The following is a 19,493-nucleotide window of genomic DNA, read 5'->3' on the forward strand; positions in this document are numbered from 1 at the left end:
CGCATCGCACGACGATGCCGAAGCCGCATCGGACGCCCTGTCCGACTGACGGCATCGTCGTGCGATGCGTGCGTGCGGATCAGCGGATCACTGGTGCTCGGGCGGCCGGTTTCGACGTGGCCCGCGAAGCGGCGCAGGAAGCCGAGCAGGCGGCCGTCGCTGACGGTCAGGTCGTACCAGCCGTGGCTGCCGCGCAGATCCCAGTAGTCGTCGACCTGCTGGCCCGGCGCGAGGTCGAACGTGCGCGCGCGGCCGTGGTCGTACGCGTTCGTGACCTTGAGCCGCACGGCCTTGTGGCCGCGGTTCATCAGGCGCAGCGTGATGTTGCCGTTCGCGACGTCGTAGCCGTAGATCACCTCGGGATTCACGTTCGCGCTGCCGACGCCGGTCGCGAACGGGCCGCGGAAATGGCAGTAGAAGCCGTTCGGGCCGTACACGTCGAGGTCGTACAGGCCGAGCGACGCTGCGGCGCTCCACGTGTCGGCGATCCGCTTGCCGGCTTCGACCGTGTACGCCCACGGGCCGTCGAGGCGATTGCGCGACTGTACCTGGAACGCGGCGCCTGCCCGGCCCGTGTTCGCGAAGGTCAGCCGGAACAGGCCGTTCACCGATTCGACGCGGCCATGCACGAACAGCTCGTACGGCAGCGCGCGCGCCGGACGCAGCCCGGCCTCCTGCTTCGGCAGCTTCTGCAGCACTGGCGGCACCGGGATGTAGTCGGGATGGCGCAGCCGGTCAGGCGGCGCATAGCCGCTCGTGTCCGGCAGCGTCGGCCAGCCGGCATCGGCCGTCGCGAAATCGAACGCAGCGGTCAGGTCGCCGCACACCGTGCGGCGCCACGGCGAGATGTTGCCGGCCTTGACCGGGTATTGCGCGCCGAAACGCGCTTCGATGAATTGCAGCAGCGACGTGTGATCGTAGGTCTGCGAGCAGACCCAGCCGCCCTTCGTCCACGGCGACACGACGAGCATCGGCACGCGCGGCCCGAGCCCGTACGGGCCGGCCATGTGCGATGCGTCGCCGGGGAACACCTCGTTGGTCGTCGCGACCGTCGACAGCCCGTTGTCGCGCGACTGCGGCGCGAACGGCGGCGGCACGTGGTCGAAGAAGCCGTCGTTTTCGTCGTACGTGATGAAGAGCGCGGTCTTGCTCCACACCTCCGGATTCGACACGAGCACTTGCAGTACCTGTTCGATGTACCACGCGCCGTAGTTCGCCGGCCAGTTCGGATGCTCGGAATACGCTTCCGGCGCGCAGATCCACGACACCTGCGGCAGCGTGCCGTTCTTCACGTCCTGCTGCAGCACGTCGAACAGCGTGCCGCCCGCGCTGATGTTGGTGCCGGTGCGCGCCTTGTCGTACAGCGGCGTGCCGGGCAGCGCGTTGCGGTACTGGTTGAAGTAGAGCAGCGAGTTGTCGCCGTAGTTGCCGATGTACGGATTCTGCGTCCAGCCCCACGACCCGGCGGCGTTCAGGCCGGTGCCGACGTCCTGGTAGATCTTCCACGACACGCCGGCGTTCTCCAGCACTTCCGGATAGGTCGTCCAGCCGTAGCCCACTTCCTCGTTGCCGAGCACCGGGCCGCCGCCCGTGCCGTCGTTGCCGACGTAGCCGGTCCACATGTAGTAGCGGTTCGGGTCGGTCGAGCTCGGGATCGCGCAGTGGTACGCGTCGCAGATCGTGAACGCGTCGGCGAGCTGGTAGTGGAACGGGATGTCGTCGCGCTTCAGGTACGCCATCGTCGTGGTGCCCTTGTTCGGCACCCACTGGTCGTAGCGGCCCTTGTTCCAGGCGGCGTGCATGTCCTGCCAGCCGTGCGGCAGGTCCTGCAGGAACTGCAGGCCGAGCTTGTCCGCGCCCGGGTGGAACGGCAGCAGTTCGGCCGGGCCGACCGGCTGGTGGAACACCGACTTGCCGTTCGCGAGGCGCAGTGGACGCGGGTCACCAAAGCCGCGGACACCGCGCATCGTGCCGAAGTAGTGGTCGAACGAGCGGTTCTCCTGCATCAGGATCACGATGTGTTCGATATCGCGGATGGTGCCGGTGCGGCGGTTCGCGGGAATCGCAAGCGCATCGCGAATCACCGGGGGGAACAGGTTCAGCGCGGCGGCGCCGGCGGTGCCGGCAGCGACGCGCAGGAAGTCACGACGGTTCGATCGGGTCATGGTCGTTATCGTGTGATAAAGGGGGGAGCCGATTGGCAGGACCTGCTGGAAGGGCGCGCCCGGGTCGCAGGATGCGGCTGCGCCGGATGGTGCCGCCGCGAGCATAGCGAGGAATCGGTGTCATTCATGTGAAGTCCGGAAACGTTTGCATTCGTGTCGAAGCGATATCGAAGCGGCGTGAGGACATCCATTCGCAGCAGTCGCGGTGCGGCAGGGATGAGGCGGGAATGCGGTGCGGCGCGGGAGGCGCACCGGTGAAGCGGAGGGGAGATGCCGGCGTGTCAGGCGTCCGTGACCCACGCGCCGAACCATTCGCTCGGGCGCGCGATTTCGTCCTGCGCGGCGACGAGTTCGAGCTCGTAGCGGCGCGCATCGTAGGTGGCCTTCACGACCGCATGCACGGCCGCGAGCGTGTGCTCGAACGCCGCGCGCACGGAGTCGCCGCGCAGCCGGCATGCGACGAAGATCGCGCTGGTCAGGTCGCCGACGCCGACCGGATGGCGCGGAAACGCATACAGCGGGCGCTGGCCGATCCACGCTTCGGTTTCGGTGACCGCGAGCATGTTGAAACGATCGGCGGGGCTGTTGCGGTCGTGCAGGTGCTTGACGAGGATGATCTGCGGGCCGCGGCGGATCAGCGAGCGGCAAGCTTCGACGGCTTCGGCGACGGTTTCGATGCGCCGCCCGGCGAGCTTCTGCAGTTCGGTGTGGTTCGGTGACATGCCGTCCGCGAGCGCCGGCATTTCCTGGACGATGAACTCCTCGACGCCGGGCTCGGGCCGGATGCCGCCCGTCTGGCCCATCGCCGGATCGCAGAAGTACCACGCGTTCGGGTTCATCGCCTTCACCGAGCGGACGATCTCGACAGCCGCACGCGCCTGCGGCGGCGAGCCGAGGAACCCGGACAGCACGGCGTCGCAGCGCTTGAGTGCGCCGATCGCGGCGATGCCGTCGACGAGCTGCTCCATCTTCGCGGCATCGATCGCGCTGCCGGCCCAGTGACCGTACTGCATGTGATTCGACAACTGCACGGTATTGAGCGGCCAGACGTTGACGCCGAGGCGCTGCATCGGGAACACGGCCGCACTGTTGCCGGCATGGCCGTAGATGACGTGCGACTGAATGCTGAGGACGTTTTTCATGGGAATCGCCTGCACGCGTTTCAGGGTCACGTCACACGATACCCGAGTTCGTCGCGCGCGCGGAAGTCGCGCGGCCCCGGAGTGTTGCGCGCCGTCGTCAGCGCGACCGCGTAGAATCGCGGGGCGCGAGGCGGCCCGGCCGCCCGCGTGCGTCTCCAATCACCGTGATCGCCATGCTTTCGATTCGCAAGATGTTGTTCGTCGCGCGCGCTGCCGTGCTCGGCGCGGGTGTCGCCGTTGCGTGCGCCCTGCCTGCCATGGCCGCCGCCGCATCGCCCGCCGGCAACGACGGGCCCGTGTATGGCCCGCGCCTGGAAGGGTTCACCTATCCGGCGCCCGTGCATCTCTACACGTTCGTGTCACAGCGCGAAACCCTCGAGATGGCCTACCTCGACGTGCAGCCGGCACACCCGAACGGCCGCACCGTCGTGCTGCTGCACGGGAAGAACTTCTGCGCGGCGACCTGGGAGGACACGATCGGCGTGCTGAGCCGCGCCGGCTATCGCGTGATCGCGCCGGACCAGATCGGCTTCTGCAAGTCGTCGAAGCCCGATCGCTACCAGTACAGCTTCCAGCAGCTCGCACGCAATACGCACGCGCTGCTCGAAGCGGTGGGGGTGAAGTCGGCGACGATCGTCGGCCACTCGACGGGCGGGATGCTCGCGATGCGCTACGCACTGATGTATCCGAAGGCGACCGACCAGCTCGTGCTCGTGAACCCGATCGGCCTCGAGGACTGGAAGGCGCTCGGCGTGCCGCCGCTGCCGGTCGACTACTGGTATGCGCGCGAACTGAAGACCACGGCCGACGGCATCCGCCGCTACGAGCAGGGCACGTACTACGCGGGCAAGTGGTCGCCGTCGTACGAGCGCTGGGTGCAGATGCTGGCCGGGATGTACCGTGGCGCCGGTCGCGACGCGGTCGCATGGAACTCCGCGCTGATCTACGACATGATCCTCACGCAGCCGGTGGTCTATGAACTCGGCGCGATCCGCGTGCCGACGCTGCTGATGATCGGCGACAAGGACACGACCGCGATCGGCAAGGACGTTTCGCCGCCCGACGTGCATGCGAAGCTCGGCCGCTACCCGGAACTCGCGAAGCGCACGCAGGCGGCGATTCCCGGCGCGCAACTCGTCGAGTTCCCGGCGCTCGGGCACGCGCCGCAGATCCAGGATCCGGACGCGTTCCACAAGGCGCTGCTCGACGGGCTGGAGGCCGTGCGCCCGCAGTGATGCGGGGCCGGCCGCGGGCGGCCCGGGCGTGCGCCGTCAGCGCGTTTCGCTCGCGAGCTCGTCGCGGATCTGCGCGGTCAATTCGAACGAGCGCAGCCGTGCCGCGTGATCGTAGATCTGTGCGGTGACGATCAGCTCGTCGGCGCCCGTCTGCGCGATGCGGTCGCGCAGCTTGTCGCGCACCGTGTCGCGCGAGCCGACGGCGGCGAACGACAGCGAATGCGCAACCGTCGCGAGTTCGAGCTCGTTCGCCTCGAGCGCGTCGACCGGCGGCGGCAGCTTGCCCGGCGTGCCGCGCCGCAGGTTGATGAACTGCTGCTGCAGCGACGTGAACAGGCGCCGCGCCTCGTCGTCGGTGTCGGCGACGAACACGTTGACGCCGACCATCGCATGCGGCTTCGGCCATGCGTCCGACGGCCGGTACTGCGCACGATAGATCTCGAGCGCGCGCATCAGGTAATCCGGCGCGAAGTGCGAAGCGAACGCGAACGGCAGCCCGAGCATCGCGGCGAGCTGGGCGCTGAACAGGCTCGAGCCGAGCAGCCACACGGGCACGTCGAGCCCTGCGCCGGGCACCGCGCGCACGCGCTGGCCGGGCACCGGCTCCGCGAAGTAGCGCTGCAGTTCGGCGACATCATCCGGAAACGAATCGGCGCTGCCGATCAGGTCGCGGCGCAGCGCGCGCGACGTGGTCTGGTCGGTGCCGGGCGCGCGGCCGAGGCCGAGGTCGATGCGCCCCGGATACAGCGACGCGAGCGTGCCGAACTGCTCGGCGATCACGAGCGGTGCGTGATTGGGCAGCATGATGCCGCCCGACCCGACCCGGATCGTCCGCGTGGCGCCCGCGACATGGCCGATCACGACGGCCGTCGCCGCGCTCGCGATGCCGGGCATGTTGTGATGCTCGGCGAGCCAGTAGCGCCGGTAACCCCAGCGTTCCGCATGCTGCGCGAGATCGACGGTATTGCGGAATGCCTGGGAAGCGTCGGCGCCGGCCGGAATGGGGGCGAGATCGAGTACGGAAAACGGAGTCATCGGATGGCCTTCGAAAGGGGCGCGCGCGGTGATGCGCTGACGCAACAAATGCCAAGGATTTTGCCAAAGGGTTCCGGAACGTGCTGGAGGCGGCCCGATACCCATGCGCCTTTCAGGGGTGCCGGGTCGAATTCGGTGATCGTTGCAAAAATCAATCTAATCGCCGATTAATTACCGATCTTTACGTCGATTGGGCGTGAATCCGCATCGACGTACAAATTTGCACGAAACGTTTGATTTTCAAGACTGCAATACGCCTGCAAACCGCTTACGCTAATGTCGACGCGGATGCAGCCAAATGGTTCGCAGTCTGCGCAGCTTTGCCGGAATTGCACCAGTCCGTTTCTCGTAGTGCCGAGCGCAGGGTGCCGCAGGCTGCTAAAATCCGGCGCCTGCCCATGTTGTGCCGAAGGTAGCCATACGCGTCTTCCCGTATCCCGTCCGGGTGTCGCGCGGAAATGCACCACGCGAAGCCGGGCATGGCCATACCCACAGGATGGGTCGAGCCTCCCTCATACACAGACGCTGCTGGAACAAGGAGTCGGGTCGTGCCCGCGTTCGCCGTTGCCGGAATACCGAATCACGCTCAATCACGCTCACGCGTTCTCCATGGCGTTCAGGTCGCCGGGAGGCGTCGCGCATGACGGCAACCGCAACGATGCTCGACTGGCTCCTGATCGTCTTCACGCTGGCTGCGGCCGGCTATGCGCTCGTCGCGGCGTTCGCGCCGCGGCCGCGTACGCCGCGCACGGCCGCGCGCGACGGCTTCGAGCCGGTCAGCGTGCTCAAGCCGCTGTGCGGCGCGGAGCCGCACCTGTACGAAAACCTCTCGACGTTCTGCGAGCAGCGCCATCCGCGGTATGAAGTGCTGTTCGGCGTCGCATCGGCGGCCGATCCGGCGATTGCCGTGGTCGAACGGCTGCGCGCCGATTATCCCGAGTGCGACATCACGCTCGTGGTCGATGCGCGCGTGCACGGCAAGAACCTGAAGGTCAGCAACCTGATCAACCTCGCCGAGCGCGCGAAGTACGGCCGCATCGTGATCGCGGACAGCGACATCGCGGTGAAGCCCGACTATCTGGAGCGCGTGACGGCGCCGCTCGCCGACGTGTCGGTCGGTGTCGTCACGTGCCTGTATCATGCGCGCAGTGTCGGCGGGTTCTGGACGCGGATCGGCGCGCAGTTCGTCGACGCATGGTTCGCGCCGTCGGTCCGGATCACGCACCTCGGCCGCTCGAGCCGCTTCGGCTTCGGCGCCACGCTCGCGTTGACGCGCGACACGCTCGACCGGATCGGCGGCTTTCCCGCGCTGAAGGACGAACTGGCCGACGATTTCTGGCTGGCCGAGCTGCCGCGCCGCCTCGGGCGACGCACCGTGCTGTCGGAGGTCGAGGTCGCGACCGACGTGATCGAGCCGTCGTTCGGGCCGCTGTGGCACCGCGAGACGCGCTGGCTGCGCACGATCCGCTCGCTGAACCCGGCCGGCTTCGCGTTCCTGTTCATTACGTTTACCGTGCCGTGGCTCGCAATCGGCGCGACGCTCGCGCTGCGCCTCGACGGCACCTTCGCCGGCTCGCTGGCGGGCTGGGCGGCCGTGGTGGGCGCGTTCGGGCGGCTCGTGCTGCACGCGCGCGGCGAGGACGGCTGGCGCGCGTTCTGGCGCGACCTGCCGCTCGTCGCGGTGCGCGACACGCTGCTGGCGCTCGAATGGCTCGTGGCCGCGTTCGGCACGCATGTGGTGTGGCGCGGTGCGAGGATGACGGTCGTCGGCGGCGAACGTGCGGCGGCGGCAGTGGAAGCAGTGGACGGCCGCTAGGGCCGTTCCGACCGAACCCGGCCCGAGGGCCGAGACGCGCTGCGCGGCGAGTCCGCGCGGCGCGACATGACAGAGAGGCGGGCGCCGGCAGGGCGGCCCGCGGTTTTTTGACTGAATCGTTGTGACGAATCGAACTATGCAGGCTACCGGAGCATTCATGAAAACGCTGTTCTTGCAGGCCCCTTCGTATGACGGCTTCGACGGCGGAGCCGGCTCGCGCTACCAGGCAAAGCGCGAAATCCGTTCCTTCTGGTATCCGACGTGGCTCGCGCAGCCGGCCGCGCTCGTGCCGGGCAGCCGCGTCGTCGACGCACCGGCCGACGGCCTGTCGGTCGAGGAAACGCTGAAGATCGCGAACGACTACGACCTCGTGATCATCCACACGAGCACGCCGTCGTTCCCGACCGACGCGATGTTCGCGCAGGACCTGAAGAAGATGAAGCCGTCGATGCTGGTCGGCATGGTCGGCGCGAAGGTGATGGTCGATCCGCACAACTCGCTCACGGCGAGCGAGGCAATCGACTTCGTATGCCGCGAGGAATTCGACTACACCTGCAAGGAAATCGCCGAGGGCAAGCCGTTCCCGGAGATCAAGGGCTTGAGCTGGCGCGCGAAGGACGGCTCGATCGAGCACAACGAAGCGCGTCCGATCCTCGAGAACATGGACGAACTGCCGTTCGTCGCGCCCGTCTACAAGCGCGACCTGAAGATCGACAACTACTTCATCGGCTACCTGAACTATCCGTACGTGTCGATCTACACGGGCCGCGGCTGCAAGTCGCGCTGCACGTTCTGCCTGTGGCCGCAGACGGTCAGCGGCCATCGCTACCGCACGCGCTCGGTCGAGAACGTGCTCGCGGAAGCGAAGTGGATCCGCGACAACATGCCGGAAGTGAAGGAACTGATGTTCGACGACGACACCTTCACCGACGACCTGCCGCGCGCCGAAGCGATCGCCATCGGCCTGGGCAAGCTCGGCATGACGTGGTCGTGCAACGCGAAGGCGAACGTGCCGTACAAGACGCTGAAGGTCATGAAGGAAAACGGCCTGCGCCTGCTGCTGGTCGGCTTCGAATCCGGCGACGACCAGATCCTCGTGAACATCAAGAAAGGCGTGCGCACCGATTTCGCGCGCCGCTTCAGCGCGGACTGCAAGAAGCTCGGCATCAAGATCCACGGCACCTTCATCCTCGGCCTGCCGGGCGAGACGCAGGAGACCATCAAGAAGACGATCGAGTACGCGAAGGAAATCAATCCGCACACGATCCAGGTGTCGCTCGCCGCGCCGTATCCGGGCACGACGCTCTACAAGCAGGCCGTGGAAAACGGCTGGATGGAAGAGAACAAGACCATCAACCTGGTCAGCAAGGAAGGCGTGCAGCTCGCCGCGATCGGCTATGAACACCTGTCGCGCGACGAGATCTATCACCATCTCGAGCAGTTCTATCGCCAGTTCTATTTCCGCCCGTCGAAGATCTGGGAAATCGTCCGCGAGATGCTGACGAGCTGGGACATGATGAAGCGCCGTCTGCGCGAAGGCGTCGAGTTCTTCCGCTTCCTGCGCGCGCACGAGGCCTGATTCGTGGCGACGCAGCCGGCGGCGCGGGCGCTGATCTTCACCGCGGACGACTTCGGGCTGCACCCGCGCGTCAACGCGGCGGTCGAGCGCGCGCACCGCGACGGCGTGCTGAACGCCGCCAGCCTGATGGTCGGCGCGCCGGCGGCGCAAGATGCGATCGACCGCGCGCGGCGGCTGCCGTCGCTCGCGGTCGGCCTGCATCTGGTGCTCGCGGACGGGCCGGCCACGCTGCCCGCGCATGAGGTTCCCGCGCTCGTAGGCCCCGACGGGCGGTTCGGCGATGCGATGGCGAAGGACGGCTGTCGCTTCTTCTTCCTGCCGCACGTGCGGGCGCAGCTGCGCCGCGAGATTCGCGCGCAGTTCGACGCGTTCGCGGCGAGCGGGCTGCCGCTCGACCACGTGAACGCGCACAAGCATTTCCATCTGCATCCGACCGTGCTGTCGATGATCATCGAGATCGGCCGCGACTACGGGCTGCGCGCGGTGCGGCTGCCGTACGAGACCAGCGCGCCCGCGCTGCTCAAGCCGTGGATCGCGCTCGTGCGCGCACGGCTCGACCGTGCCGGACTTGCGCACAACGACTACGTGGTCGGCATCGAGCATACGGGCGCGATGGACGAGGCCGTGCTGCTCGACGCGCTCGCCAAGCTGCCGCCGGGCGTCGGCGAGATCTACTGCCATCCGGCCGAGGCCGGCGACGGCCCGATCACGCCGACGATGGCCGGCTACCGTCCGGTGGACGAACTCGATGCGCTGCTGTCGCCGCGCGTCGCGGCCGCGCTGAAGGCCGCGGGCGTCGCGACCGGCGGCTTTGCCGACGTGTTCGGCCAGGCCGCCGCACGACGCGGCGCGCCGGCGTCGCGCGCACCGGGAGCGCAGCCGTCATGACCAAGTGGATCAAATGGCTCGGCTGGCCGCTCGGCATCGGCATCCTGCTCGCGCTGGGGCTGCACGAAGGCATCGGCGACGTGTCGCAGATGCTCGCGCGCGCCGGTTATGCGTTGCTGTGGCTCGTGCCGTTCCATGCGCTGCCGCTGCTGCTCGACGCCTACGCGTGGCACCTGCTGCTCGACAAGCGCTCGTCGCTGCCGTTCCTGTGGTGGATCGCGACCGTGCGCGAAGCGGTGAACCGGCTGCTGCCCGTGGTCGGGATCGGCGGCGAGCTGGTCGGCATCCGGCTCGCGCGCTGGCAGGTGCCGGACGCGAGCCGCGTGACGGCATCGGTGATCGTCGAGGTGCTCGTGACGATCGTCGTCCAGTATGCGTTCGCGGCGCTCGGCCTCGTGCTGCTGCTCGCGACGACGGACAACATGGGCGGCGGCACGATCGGCCTCGCGCTGCTGCTCACGCTGCCGCTGCCGGTGCTCGGCGTCGTGCTGATGCGCCGCGGCGGGATCTTCCATGCGATCGAGCGTTTCGCGGGCCGCCTGCTCGGCGATTCGCACCGGCTGCTGCAGGGCGTCGACGGCAAGCGGCTCGATGCCGACATCGACGGGCTGATGTCGCGCACGGGCCTGCTGTTCAGCGCATTCTTCTGGCAACTGGGCGGCTACGTGCTCGGCGCGCTCGAAATCTACTGGGCGCTCGCGCTGCTCGGCCATCCGGTGTCGATCGGCGGCGCGATCGCGATCGAGGCGATGACGCAGGCCGTGCGCCATGCGGCGTTCATGGTGCCGGGCGGCCTCGGCGTGCAGGAGGCGACCGTCGTGCTGCTCGCGCAGATGTTCGGCGTCGACCGCGAGACGGCACTGTCGCTCGCGCTGGTCAAACGCGGCCGCGAGGTGCTGTTCGGCTGCCTGGCGCTCGGTTCGTGGCAACTGGCCGAACTCGTGCGTACGCGGCGCCGCGTCGGTGCGCCGCCGGCCGTGCCGCGCGCGCCGCAAGCGCAGCGCCGCGTGGCCGAGACCGAAACCGAAACCGAAACGATGCATTGATCACGAGACGGGCCGCGCGCCCGTCTCGCGCTTTTGGCGTCGCACGGGTATCCTTGCCGCGTGTTTTCTCGACGCGCATTTCTTCCGATGAATTTCCGTTTCCGGCTGCTTCCCGTGACGATGCTGGCCGCCGCGCTGGCGCTGACCGGCTGCGACGACAAGCAAGGCAACCTCGACGTGCAACGTATCAGGGATTTCTTCAACGCGATCAAGCCCGCGCCGCTGCTGCTGAAGGGGCTGAAGGTCGGCGAATCGACCGAGGCCGACGTGCGCGGCACGATGGGCAAGCCCGAGACCGAGCGCGACTTCACCGACGGCTCGAAGCGGCTCGAATACCCGCGCGGCCCGATGGGCAACCAGACGTGGTTCGTCGACCTCGACGCGAACGGCCGCTACACGGGCGCGACACAGGTGCTGACCGCCGAGAATTTCGCGAAGGTGCGCCCGGGCATGAACGAGGACGAGGTTCGGCGCCTGCTCGGCAAGCCCGGCGACATCGCGCAGTATCCGCTCAAGCCCGAGATCGTCTGGAGCTGGCGCTGGCTCGAGGACGGCGTCAACACCGACGCATTCTTCAACGTCCATTTCGGCCCGGACGGGCTTGTCTATACGACTTCGCGCTCCGACATCCTGAAAGGGCGGTAAGCGCAGCCGCAGCCGTCTTCGGCGCTATATCGAAAAAGCGACCGGAAAATTGCAAAAAGTCCGCTTCCCTGCACGTTATCCGGTTGTCAGGGAGCGGCTTTTTTCCTTTTGAAACAGCGATGTAGGCCGGAGTTGCAAATGGTGGAACGGATTGTTGCGACGCAGCAATCGCGTATCAGGTGATTTGAGACAATCAATTTCGCTTGCGACTATCCGCGTCAGCCCGGCGCGGGACAGGCAGACGCGTCGGCATCCATTCCAACTCTGGAGACGCGCGTGTTCCTTTACGGCTTTGGTCCTGTCCTCTGGGCCGGCACCGTGCAGACCATCGAGCTGTCGGTGCTGTCGCTCGCCACTGCGGTGGCGCTGGGGCTGATCGGCGCGGTGGCGAAGCTGTCGCACAACCGGGTGCTGCGAGCGATCGCGACCGGCTATACGACGCTGATCCGCTCGGTGCCCGATCTCGTCCTGATGCTGCTGTTGTTCTACAGCATCCAGATCTGGCTGAACCAGTTCACCGACTTCGTCGGCTGGAACCAGATCGACATCGACCCGTTCGTGGCCGGCGTGCTGACGCTCGGCTTCATCTACGGCGCGTACTTCACCGAGACGTTCCGCGGCGCGTTCCTGTCGGTGCCGCGTGGCCAGCTCGAAGCCGGTGCGGCTTACGGGATGAGCGGCGCGCGCGTGTTCGCGCGGATCATGTTTCCTCAGATGATGCGCTTTGCGCTGCCCGGGATCGGGAACAACTGGCAGGTGCTCGTGAAGGCCACCGCGCTGGTGTCGATCATCGGCCTCGCGGACGTCGTGAAGGCCGCGCAGGACGCCGGCAAGAGCACGTTCAACATGTTCTTCTTCATCCTCGTCGCGGCGCTGATCTATCTCGCGATCACGACCGTTTCCAACCTCGTGCTGATCCAGCTCGAGAAGCGTTATTCCATGGGCGTGCGGCACGCAGAACTATGATCGAGATTCTCCAGGAATTCGGCCAGGCGTTCCTTTACTGGGACGGCCAGCGCCTCTCCGGCCTCGCGGTGACGCTGTGGCTGCTCGTCGCGTCGATTTCGCTCGGCTTCGTGTGCGCGGTGCCGCTCGCGGTTGCGCGCGTGTCGAAGAACAAGTGGGTATCGACGCCGGTGCGGTTCTACACGTACGTGTTTCGCGGTACGCCGCTCTACGTGCAGTTGCTGCTGCTGTACACGGGCATGTACAGCCTCGAGTTCGTGCGTTCGCACTCGCTGCTCGACGCGTTCTTCCGCAGCGGCTTCAACTGCGCGATTCTCGCGTTCGCGCTGAACACCTGCGCGTACACCACGGAGATCTTCGCGGGTGCGATCCGTGCGATTCCGCACGGTGAAGTGGAGGCTGCGCGGGCGTACGGGATGTCGCCGTTCACGATGTACCGCCGGGTGATCCTGCCGTCGGCGCTGCGCCGCGCGCTGCCGCTGTACAGCAACGAGGTGATCCTGATGCTGCACGCGACGACCGTCGCGTTCACGGCGACCGTGCCGGACATTTTGAAGGTCGCGCGCGACGCGAATTCCGCGACCTACATGGCGTTCCAGTCGTTCGGGATCGCCGCGCTGATCTATCTTGCGGTATCGTTCGCACTCGTCGCGGCGTTTCGTCGCGCGGAGCGCCACTGGCTTGCGTATCTCGCAGCCGCCCGTCATTGAATCACTTCGAGGAGAGCCAGTTGGCCGAGATCACTCAAACGAGCGCTGCCGCTTCCACCAAGCTTGCCGCGGTCGACATTCACAAGCGCTACGGTGACAATGAAGTGCTCAAGGGCGTATCGCTGAACGCGAAGGCCGGCGACGTCATCAGCATCATCGGCGCGAGCGGCTCGGGCAAGAGCACGTTCCTGCGCTGCATCAATTTTCTCGAACGGCCGAATGCGGGGCAGATCGTCGTCGACGGCGAGGCCGTGCGCACGAAGACCGACCGCGCCGGTGCGCTCGAAGTCGCCGATCACAAGCAGTTGCAGCGCATTCGCACCAAGCTCGCGATGGTGTTCCAGCACTTCAACCTCTGGGCGCACATGAACGTGCTCGAGAACGTGATGGAAGCGCCGGTGCACGTGCTCGGCATTTCGAAGAAGGAAGCCGAGGAGCGGGCGCGCGAGTACCTGGAGAAGGTCGGCTTGCCGCCGCGCGTCGAAAAGCAGTATCCGTCGCATCTTTCGGGCGGCCAGCAGCAGCGCGTGGCGATTGCACGGGCGCTTGCGATGCATCCGGACGTGATGCTGTTCGACGAGCCGACCTCGGCGCTCGACCCGGAGCTCGTGGGCGAAGTGCTGAAGGTGATGCAGAAGCTGGCGGAAGAAGGCCGCACGATGATCGTCGTCACGCACGAGATGGGTTTCGCGCGCAACGTGTCGAACCACGTGATGTTCCTGCACCAGGGACGGACCGAGGAAGAGGGCGATCCGAAGGAAGTGCTGGTGCGCCCGCAGAGCGAGCGGCTGAAGCAGTTCCTGTCCGGCAGCCTCAAGTAACGCGACAGGGCAGGTTTCAACGTGGTACCGGTGTCTCGTCCCGCAGGCGCCACCCGCACGACGCAGGTGGCGATCGTTGCATTGCCGCCCGTGTCGATGTCGGGCGTGGGTCCGATCGTCGATGCGCTGAACCTCGCGAACGAGATCGACGGGCGGCTGCTGTATCGGTGGCAGGTGTGTTCGTGGGACGGGCGGCCCGTGCCGCTCGCCGGCGGTGCGCAATGGCACGCCGATGCGGCGTTCAACGACGCGATCGCGTGTGACTGGGTGATCGTCGTGTCGGAGCGGTTTCAGCAGTTTGCCGACTATCGGTTGTTTCTCGCGAGCCTCGCGAGGGTGGGGCAGCGCACGCCTGTCGTCACCGGGATTCATCATGGCGTATGGTGGCTTGCGATGGCCGGGCAGCTTTCCGGATATCGCGTCAGCGTGAACTGGGAGACGTATCAGCAGTTCGCCGAACAGTTCGAGCGGTCGATCGTCACGCAGCAGATCTTCGAGATCGATCGCGATCGGGCGACCTGTGCCGGGGGGCAGGCTACCGTTGATTTCATGCTGGCCATGATTGGCCGGGAACATGGGCCGGACCTCGCCGAGAGGATCGCCGATGCGCTCGGGGCCGGGACTTTGCGAAGTGGAGAGGAGCGGCAGCGGATTCCTTTTGTTACTGCGCCGGGCGAGCGGCATCCTCGGTTGAATGATGCCTTGCTGTTGATGGAAGCCAATGTCGAGGATCCGCTGACCACCGATGAGATCGCCGAGCTCGTTGGCGTTTCACGCCGGCAACTGGAGCGGCTCTTTCGGCAGTATCTCGGGGCGATGCCGTCCAAGTATTACCTCAATCTTCGGTTGCTCAAGGCTCGCACGCAGTTGCAGCGGACCAGCAAGTCGGTTGTGCAGGTTTCTCTCGCTTGCGGGTTTTCTTCTGCTGCGCATTTTTCTAATGCCTACCGTGAGCGGTTTGGCGTGACGCCTCGGGAAGATCGACGGGCATGGCTCGAGAAGCAGACCGGCGGCGGCGGTGAGCCACGTGGTGGCGCGCTTGTCGAGCGCGGGGCGAAGGATTGATTTTGGTTCTTGGTGGTTCGTCTGCGTTTGACGTGAAGCACCTGTGATCGTATCGGTCTATTAGCGTCGCCCCTGCGCGGGGCGGCGGTTACTTTTCTTTGTCTTGCCAAAGAAAAGTAACCAAAAGAAAGGCGCCCGGAGAACGCATGACTTCCCGGTGCCATGGCACTCGGAGTGGATCGCGCCTAAGTGTCCGCGCCAGGCCAGAACGCGGAGTGGTTCGAGCAATAGTTCTGACACCTCCCCCTACCCGACAGAGCGGTATACCGCCCGCTAGCTCCATCCTCGCTACGCTCGGCTGAAAGGTACTTCACGTCACGTTGCATGCGCTCTCATGCTTTTGCCCGCAATACAGTAGCGGACCAGGCTCTCTCTTTGCTCACACCATTCATACCTATCGGACTGCTTGCCATCGGCGAGTGTTCGATAAGGTCGTGAGTGCTGCGTCCCTTTTTCCTGACGAACGATGGCACGCCTTGATTCGTGGAATTCGGGGTGCTTGTTGGTGATTGCTGGAACTGATTGACCTGGAGCGCTACTGGAGGGGGTGTCCCTGTCGGCCGAGCGAAGCGAGGGCGGAGCTAGCGGGCGGTATACCGCTTTGTCGGGTAGGGGGAGGTGTCAGAACCATTGCTCGAACCACTCCGCGTTCGTGACTGGCGCGGACACTTAGGCGCGATCCACTCCGAGTGCCATGGCACCGGGAAGTCATGCGTTATCCGGGCGCCTTTCTTTTGGTTACTTTTCTTTGGCAAGACAAAGAAAAGTAACCGCCGCCCCGCGCAGGGGCGACGCTAATAGACCGACAAGATCACAGGTGCTTCACGCAAAAACGAAAAGCGCACCACCAAAAAGCCTCAAAATACCGACACCCAACCAATCAGCCCGCGCCCGAAAGGGCAAAAACAAAGCGCGCTATCCGCTTCCGATAGAACCCGTCGCAATTCCGCAAGACGCTTGCGTCACCCTTACCTAAACTTGATCCTGTTGAACCCTCTTACGAAACCGAAAGGAACGACCATGACGACCTCGACCGTGACCCGCCAGACATTCGACGAAGTGATGGTGCCGGTATTTTCCCCCGCGCCGTTCGTGCCGGACCGTGCAGAGGGCTCCCGCGTGTGGGACACGGCCGGCCGCGAGTACATCGACTTCGCGTGCGGCATCGCGGTCACGTCGCTGGGCCACGGCCACCCGGAACTGCTGAAAGTCCTGGACGAACAAGGCCGCAAGCTCTGGCACATCGGCAACGGCTACACGAACGAGCCGGTGCTGCGCCTCGCGAAACGCCTCGAATCGCTGACCTTCGCCGACCGCGCGTTTTTCGCGAACTCCGGCGCGGAAGCGAACGAAGCCGCCCTGAAACTCGCACGCCGCGTCGCATTCGACCGCCACGGCGCCGACAAATATGAAATCGTGTCGTTCGTCCAGTCGTTCCACGGCCGCACGTTCTTCACGGTCAGCGTCGGCGGCCAGCCGAAGTACTCGGAAGGCTTCGGCCCCGTGCCGGAAGGCATCAAGCACCTGCCGTTCAACGACATCGAAGCCGCCAAGGCCGCGATCGGCCCGCAAACCTGCGCGGTGATCGTCGAGCCGGTGCAGGGCGAAGGCGGCGTGATCCCGGCCGATCCGGCCTTCCTGAAGGCGCTGCGCGAAGCGTGCGACGCGAACGGCGCGCTGCTGATTTTCGACGAAGTGCAAACGGGCGTCGGCCGCACGGGCCAGTTCTACGCCTATATGGATTCCGGCGTCACGCCGGACATCCTGACGACCGCCAAGGCGCTCGGCAACGGCTTCCCGATCGGCGCGATGCTGACGACGAACGAACTGGCCGCGCACTTCAAGGTCGGCGTGCACGGCACGACTTACGGCGGCAACCCGCTCGCATCGGCAATCGCCGACAAGGTCGTCGAACTGATCAGCGACCCGGCACTGCTCGAAGGCGTTCGTGAACGCAGCGTGCGCCTGAAGGGCGCGCTCGAGCGCATCAACGCGCGCTTCGGCATCTTCAAGGACGTGCGCGGCAAGGGCCTGCTCGTCGGCGCCGAACTCACCGCCGCATTCGACGGCCGCGCGAAGGACTTCGTCACCGCCGCCGCCGAGAACGGCCTGATCATGCTGATCGCCGGCCCGAACGTGCTGCGCTTCGTCCCGTCGCTCGTGATCCCGTTCGACCAGCTCGACGAAGGCATGAAGCGCTTCGAGAAGGCAGTCGAGCAGGTGCTCGCGGCCCAGGAAGCCACCGCGCGCTGATCGGCGCACTCATCGCAGACAGGAACGACGATGCTATTTGTTCGCCCCGGCAAACTCACGGATCTCGATGCGCTCGCGCACATGGCGCGCACCGCGCAGCCGGTCCTGCACTCGCTGCCGCACGACCGCGCGGCGCTCGAAGCGCGCGTGGCGCTCTCCGAGGATTCGTTTCGCGCGGACGTCGACTTCGCCGGCGAGGAGTTCTACCTCTTCGTGCTCGAGGATTCGTCGACGGGCAAGCTGCTCGGCACGGCGAGCATCGTGGCCGCGGCCGGCTACTCGGAACCGTTCTACGCGTTCCGCAACGACGCCTTGATCCACGCGTCGCGCGAGCTGCACGTGAACCGCAAGATCCACGCGCTCACGATGTCGCACGAGCTGACCGGCAAGAGCCGGCTGGCGGGCTTCTACGTCGATCCGTCGCTGCGCGGCGACGCGGCCGCGCACCTGATCTCGCGTGCGCGGATGATGTACATCGCCGCGAACCGCCGCCGCTTCACGCCGGAAGTGTTCACGCTGCTGCTCGGCGTGAGCGACGGCAACGGCGCATCGCCGTTCTGGGAAGCGGTGGGGCGCAAGTTCTTCGGCCGCGACTTCACCGACGTCGACATCGCGTCGGGCGGCCGCAGCCGGACCTTTATCGCGGAAGTGATGCCGGCATACCCGCTCTACGTGCCGCTGCTGCCGGAAGCCGCGCAGCGCGTGCTCGGCGAGCCGAACGAATCGGCGCTGCTCGCCTACGACATCCATCTCGAGGAAGGCTTCGAGCCCGACCGCTTCGTCGACATCTTCGACGCGGGCCCGGTGCTGACCGCGCAGGTCGACCGTACCGCGTGCGTGAAGCAGGGCGCCGAGCGCATCGTGCACGAGGCCGCGCACCAGCAGGGCGATGTGGCGTACATGGTGTCGACGGGCAGCGGCGAATCGTTCCGCTGCGTGCTGGCCGACCTGCCGGGCGATGCGGACGATGCGCGGGGCGCCCATGCACCGCTGGCCGGCGACGTGCGCGCGGTGCTCGATGTGAAGGATGGCGATGTCGTGCGCTGCGTGCCGCTGCACCGCCGCGACGATGAAGATTTGAAGGGAGACGCAGCATGATCGTCGTTCGGGTCGTACAAACGGGCGACGTCGACGCGCTCGTGTCGCTCGCGAAGGAAACCGGGCCGGGCCTGACCACGTTCAAGCCCGACCGCGACGCGCTCGCCGCGCGCATCGAGCGCACGCGCCGCACGCTCGCGGGCGAGGCGGCGGCCGGCGAGGCCGGCTACTTCTTCGTGATGGAAGAATCGAAGACGGGCGACATCGCGGGCGTGTGCGGGATCGAGACGCAGGTCGGCCTCGAACAGCCGTTCTACAACTACCGCGTGAGCACGGTCGTGCATGCGAGCCAGGAGCTCGGCGTGTGGACGCGGATGTCCGCGCTGAACATTTCGCACGACCTGACCGGTTACGCGGAAGTGTGCTCGCTGTTCCTGAGCCCGCGCTATCGCACGGGCGGCGTGGGCGGCCTGCTGTCGCGCTCGCGCTTCATGTTCATCGCGCAGTTCCGCGAACGCTTTCCGGAACGCATCTGCGCGGAATTGCGCGGCCACTTCGACGAGGACGGCACGTCGCCGTTCTGGCGCGCAGTCGGTTCGCACTTCTACCAGATCGATTTCAACGCAGCCGACTATCTCAGCTCGCACGGCCGCAAGTCGTTCCTCGCGGAACTGATGCCGCGCTACCCGGTGTACGTCGACCTGCTGCCGCAGGATGCGCAGGACGCGGTCGGCCTCACGCACCGCGACACGCTGCCGGCCCGCAAGATGCTCGAGGCGGAAGGGCTGCGTTACCAGAATCACGTCGACATCTTCGACGCGGGCCCCGTGCTCGAATGCCACGTCAACGACTTGCGCACGGTGCGCGAGAGCGTCGTCGTACCGGTTGCGATCGGCGTGCCCGATGCACGGGAAGACGCGCCAAGGTCGCTCGTGTCGAACACGTCGCTCACCGATTTCCGCGTCGGCGTCGCGCCGGGCGTGGTCGCGAACGGCGCGTTCGTGCTGTCGGCCGACGACGCCGTCGCGCTCGACGTGAAGGCCGGCGATCCGGTGCGCGTGCTGCCGCTCAAAGTCAAACAGGGATAAA

General features: G+C 66.3%; 16 protein-coding genes. 13 read left to right on the plus strand and 3 right to left on the minus strand.

Features of this window, described 5'->3' with window-relative positions:
- Both FFS49_RS12545 and pdxY read right to left on the minus strand, forming a co-directional pair.
- The coding region (locus FFS49_RS12545; protein WP_249362357.1) for a phosphocholine-specific phospholipase C at positions 1-2,165 on the minus strand (2,165 nt) is incomplete at its 3' end.
- 281 nt (positions 2,166-2,446) lie between these two features.
- Positions 2,447-3,307, minus strand: a complete 861-nt coding sequence (gene pdxY / locus FFS49_RS12550) for a pyridoxal kinase PdxY (protein ID WP_039348286.1) — start codon at positions 3,305-3,307, stop codon at positions 2,447-2,449.
- Between the two features lie 173 nt (positions 3,308-3,480).
- On the opposite strand from pdxY, the gene FFS49_RS12555 reads away from it, so the two are divergent.
- Complete coding sequence (locus FFS49_RS12555) at positions 3,481-4,542, plus strand: alpha/beta hydrolase (protein WP_039348467.1); 1,062 nt, start codon at positions 3,481-3,483, stop codon at positions 4,540-4,542.
- 36 nt (positions 4,543-4,578) lie between these two features.
- Here FFS49_RS12555 and FFS49_RS12560 read toward each other — a convergent pair whose 3' ends face one another.
- Positions 4,579-5,577: an LLM class flavin-dependent oxidoreductase gene (locus FFS49_RS12560; RefSeq protein ID WP_137909906.1), complete on the minus strand. Its 999-nt coding sequence runs from the start codon at positions 5,575-5,577 to the stop codon at positions 4,579-4,581.
- Between the two features lie 640 nt (positions 5,578-6,217).
- Here FFS49_RS12560 and hpnI point away from each other — a divergent pair.
- The 12 genes from hpnI (at position 6,218) to astA (ending at position 19,492) form a co-directional block, all read left to right on the plus strand.
- Positions 6,218-7,393, plus strand: coding sequence for a bacteriohopanetetrol glucosamine biosynthesis glycosyltransferase HpnI (gene hpnI / locus FFS49_RS12565; RefSeq protein ID WP_039348284.1), 1,176 nt, complete (start codon positions 6,218-6,220; stop codon positions 7,391-7,393).
- Between the two features lie 136 nt (positions 7,394-7,529).
- A complete protein-coding gene (gene hpnJ, locus FFS49_RS12570; RefSeq protein WP_306453768.1) occupies positions 7,530-8,972 on the plus strand; it encodes a hopanoid biosynthesis associated radical SAM protein HpnJ in 1,443 nt (480 codons plus the stop codon).
- A 3-nt stretch (positions 8,973-8,975) separates the two neighbouring features.
- A complete protein-coding gene (gene hpnK / locus FFS49_RS12575) occupies positions 8,976-9,860 on the plus strand; it encodes a hopanoid biosynthesis-associated protein HpnK (protein ID WP_105816223.1) in 885 nt (294 codons plus the stop codon).
- On the plus strand, positions 9,857-10,906 hold the full coding sequence (locus FFS49_RS12580) for a lysylphosphatidylglycerol synthase domain-containing protein (RefSeq protein ID WP_105816224.1): 1,050 nt from the start codon (positions 9,857-9,859) through the stop codon (positions 10,904-10,906). Before hpnK ends, FFS49_RS12580 begins: the two co-directional genes overlap by 4 nt.
- Before the next feature lie 87 nt (positions 10,907-10,993).
- Complete coding sequence (locus FFS49_RS12585; RefSeq protein WP_011351454.1) at positions 10,994-11,551, plus strand: hypothetical protein; 558 nt, start codon at positions 10,994-10,996, stop codon at positions 11,549-11,551.
- Positions 11,552-11,827: 276 nt separating this feature from the next.
- The gene (gene hisQ / locus FFS49_RS12590) at positions 11,828-12,517 is read left to right on the plus strand and encodes a histidine ABC transporter permease HisQ (RefSeq protein ID WP_039348273.1); all 690 of its coding nucleotides are present in this window, start codon (positions 11,828-11,830) and stop codon (positions 12,515-12,517) included.
- Positions 12,514-13,227: an ABC transporter permease gene (locus tag FFS49_RS12595; RefSeq protein ID WP_011351456.1), complete on the plus strand. Its 714-nt coding sequence runs from the start codon at positions 12,514-12,516 to the stop codon at positions 13,225-13,227. The genes hisQ and FFS49_RS12595 overlap by 4 nt, the downstream gene beginning before the upstream one ends.
- A 20-nt stretch (positions 13,228-13,247) precedes the next feature.
- A complete protein-coding gene (locus tag FFS49_RS12600; protein WP_039348269.1) occupies positions 13,248-14,048 on the plus strand; it encodes an ABC transporter ATP-binding protein in 801 nt (266 codons plus the stop codon).
- A 21-nt stretch (positions 14,049-14,069) separates the two neighbouring features.
- On the plus strand, positions 14,070-15,113 hold the full coding sequence (locus FFS49_RS12605) for a GlxA family transcriptional regulator (RefSeq protein ID WP_039348267.1): 1,044 nt from the start codon (positions 14,070-14,072) through the stop codon (positions 15,111-15,113).
- A 1,020-nt stretch (positions 15,114-16,133) separates the two neighbouring features.
- Positions 16,134-17,366, plus strand: a complete 1,233-nt coding sequence (locus FFS49_RS12620; RefSeq protein WP_071334170.1) for an aspartate aminotransferase family protein — start codon at positions 16,134-16,136, stop codon at positions 17,364-17,366.
- A gap of 30 nt (positions 17,367-17,396) precedes the next feature.
- Positions 17,397-18,464 (plus strand): arginine/ornithine succinyltransferase subunit alpha, encoded by a 1,068-nt coding sequence (aruF, locus tag FFS49_RS12625; protein WP_105816225.1) that lies wholly within the window; start codon positions 17,397-17,399, stop codon positions 18,462-18,464.
- On the plus strand, positions 18,461-19,492 hold the full coding sequence (astA, locus tag FFS49_RS12630; RefSeq protein ID WP_105816226.1) for an arginine N-succinyltransferase: 1,032 nt from the start codon (positions 18,461-18,463) through the stop codon (positions 19,490-19,492). The genes aruF and astA overlap by 4 nt, the downstream gene beginning before the upstream one ends.
- Position 19,493 lies beyond the last annotated feature (1 nt).

It is taken from the genome of Burkholderia sp. 4NA327C6, assembly GCF_005502655.1.
Taxonomy (GTDB): Bacteria; Pseudomonadota; Gammaproteobacteria; order Burkholderiales; family Burkholderiaceae; genus Burkholderia; species Burkholderia contaminans.